Here is a 2,994-nt window from a genome sequence, read left to right on the forward strand (position 1 = left end):
AGCGTACACGGCTGGGGGCCGTGTGGTCGCAGGTTCAAATCCTGTCATCCCGACAAGCACAAAAGTAATTTGCGGGAGCAAATTACTTTTTTTATTCCCTGAAGCGATCAAAACACAGTTTTGAAGAGCGAAAGGGAATAAAAAAAGAATAAAGGCGCCAAGCCTTTACTTTTGTATTTCCAGCTTATGCTGTAAGAGGATTCTATAAATCCTGTAGATGATAGAAGCGATTAAAACGCAGTTTTGTCAGCTTAAAAAAATAAAAAATGCGGTGTTTTTTTAAATTCTATTTCTTTCAAATTTTAAATATTGAACATTTAATGTCCAGTTTAAATTCATTTCTGCAAAAAGTTTGAATAACAATTTCTTAAATTTTTAATTTTTTTTGCTCACATTTTTAAATCGTTTCGATATAGCTATACATAACCTTTTAAGCTATTAATTATGAAACGAATTCTACTAATTTTGCTATTTACTTCAACAGGTACTATAGCAATGGCTCAATCCACTTGGACTGGTTTAGGAGTCAACACGAACTGGAATAACACTGATAACTGGGATACTAATTTAGCCCCAACAGCTTCAGATGATGTGATCATTCCATCTGGATTTACAGTAACCCTCAATGTTTCTGGAAATGTCAGATCTTTTGAAGTTCAAGGAAATTCTTTATTCGAAATCAATGCCAGTTTAACTTTTACTGAACCTTCAAGTTTTGGAGCAAACACTACCGTAAACTGGAGTACTGGAACTTTAAATGGTACTACAAGCACTTTAGCTAATTTTGGCACAATAAATCTCACAGGTTCAGGAGGGAAGTTCATTTTAGGGGATACCACAATAGATAACTCAGGTACAGTGAATATAACTTCTTCAGGCAGCCTATTTATATCTCAAGGTGTATTTAATAACCTCGCCAGCGGTGTTTTAGACCTTCAAGCTAATGGAGGAGATATTACATGGTCTGGCGGCACGGCTCGCTTTTTAAATAATTTTGGATTGATTAAGCGTACCACGACAACAGGAGAAGCTCAAATAGTAGTTTTATTAAACAATAATGGTGGTGTAATTCAAGTAGAAAGCGGTACACTTTCCTTTCAAAATGCCATTGGTAAAAATTTCAATGATGGTACTTATAACGTTTTTAATGGAGCTGTCATGGATTGGGATACAACAATGACCTTGTCTGGAACTATTACAGGAACTATTGATGGCACCTTAAATTGGACTAGTAATGTAGAGGTTCCAACAACAGCGACGATTGATTTTGATGGCGTAGGCGACGTTAATTGGGTTTCAGGAGCTTTACAAGGCGGAGGCACACTCACGCATAACTCAATCCTGAATTTAACAGGTAGCGGTGGAAAATTCATATTTGGAGATACCAATCTAGATAACGCAGGGACATTTAATATAACTTCGGGAGGTGACTTGTTTATAACTCAAGGCATATTTAACAATCTTGCCAGTGGTGTTATAGACTTTCAAGCCGATGGTGGAAACATTACATGGTCTGGTGGTACTGTTCACATTTTAAATAATTTTGGATTGATCAAGCGTACAACCAGTATCGGCGAAGCTCAAATACTAGTTTTATTAAACAATAATGATGGTGTTATTCAGGTGGAAAGTGGTACACTTTCCTTTCAAAATGCCATTGGTAAAAATTTCAATGATGGTACTTATAACGTTTTTAATGGAGCTGTCATGGATTGGGATACAACAATGACCTTGTCTGGAACTATTACAGGAACTATTGATGGCACCTTAAATTGGACTAGTAATGTAGAGGTTCCAACAACAGCGACGATTGATTTTGATGGCGTAGGCGACGTTAATTGGGTTTCAGGAGCTTTACAAGGCGGAGGCACACTCACGCATAACTCAATCCTGAATTTAACAGGTAGCGGTGGAAAATTCATATTTGGAGATACCAATCTAGATAACGCAGGGACATTTAATATAACTTCGGGAGGTGACTTGTTTATAACTCAAGGCATATTTAACAATCTTGCCAGTGGTGTTATAGACTTTCAGGCCGATGGCGGAAACATTACATGGTCTGGAGGTACTGTTCACGTTTTGAATAACTTTGGATTGATAAGAAGATCAACAACCAATGGATTGGTTCAAACTTTAACTGAACTGAACAATTTCGGAACTATTGAAGTAGCTACTGGCGAACTTGAACACGCGGGCTCTCTGATGTTTACAAATTCAGAAACAGGAGTTATAAAAGGTGTTGGTATTTTCGATTTACCTGCAGTGGCCAATTACACCAATAATGGAACCTTTGCTCCAGGACTATCTCCAGGTACTTTAAGTGTTCAAGGTGATTTTAAATCAACTGCAACTTCGGTGTTAGATATAGAATTAAACGGACTTACTCCAGATACAGAGCACGATGTGTTGGCTATTACAGGGAACAACAATATTTTTGAAGGGTCAATAAAGGTTACCATGGCATTCGAAGGAACAATTGGAGATACATTTACAATTGCAACAACAACAGGAACCATTACCACCGCAAATTTACAGTCACCTATCGAAAACGTTGATTTTGATGGAAAACGATACACGTTCGAAGTGTCTTATCCAGATAATAATAAAGTAGTACTTACCATTATCGATAAATTAGATATTCTTCCTCCTGATGTTATCACCCAAAATATTACAGTTCAATTGGACCCTACTGGAAATGTCAGTATATTAGCTACAGACGTGGATAATGGTTCTACAGATAATTGTACACCAACAAATGAGTTGCAGTTTTCTGTAGATGTTGCAGATTTCACGTGTGATGATTTAGGAGAAAACATAGTAGCGCTCACAGTCACAGATAATGACGGAAATTTTGCCACTGCTCAGGCCATCGTTACAGTTGAAGATTCTATAGCACCAACAGTAGTTACCCAAAACATCACATTACAATTAGATGCCACAGGAAACGCTAGTATAACCGCTAATCAAATTGATAATGGATCAAGCGATAAC

At 37.3% G+C, this 2,994-nt stretch carries 1 protein-coding gene and 1 tRNA gene (1 of these 2 cut by a window edge); both read left to right on the forward strand.

All coding sequences use genetic code 11. The features are described from left to right. Positions 1-50: transfer RNA gene (locus tag V7Z48_RS02785), tRNA-Asn, on the forward strand (it extends 56 nt beyond the left edge of the window). Positions 51-444: 394 nt separating this feature from the next. Then, positions 445-2,994: beta strand repeat-containing protein (locus V7Z48_RS02790; protein ID WP_334111868.1), on the forward strand; the 2,550-nt coding region annotated here is incomplete at its 3' end.

It is taken from the genome of Paucihalobacter sp. (genome assembly GCF_036825875.1).
In the GTDB taxonomy this organism is placed as follows: domain Bacteria; phylum Bacteroidota; class Bacteroidia; order Flavobacteriales; family Flavobacteriaceae; genus Paucihalobacter.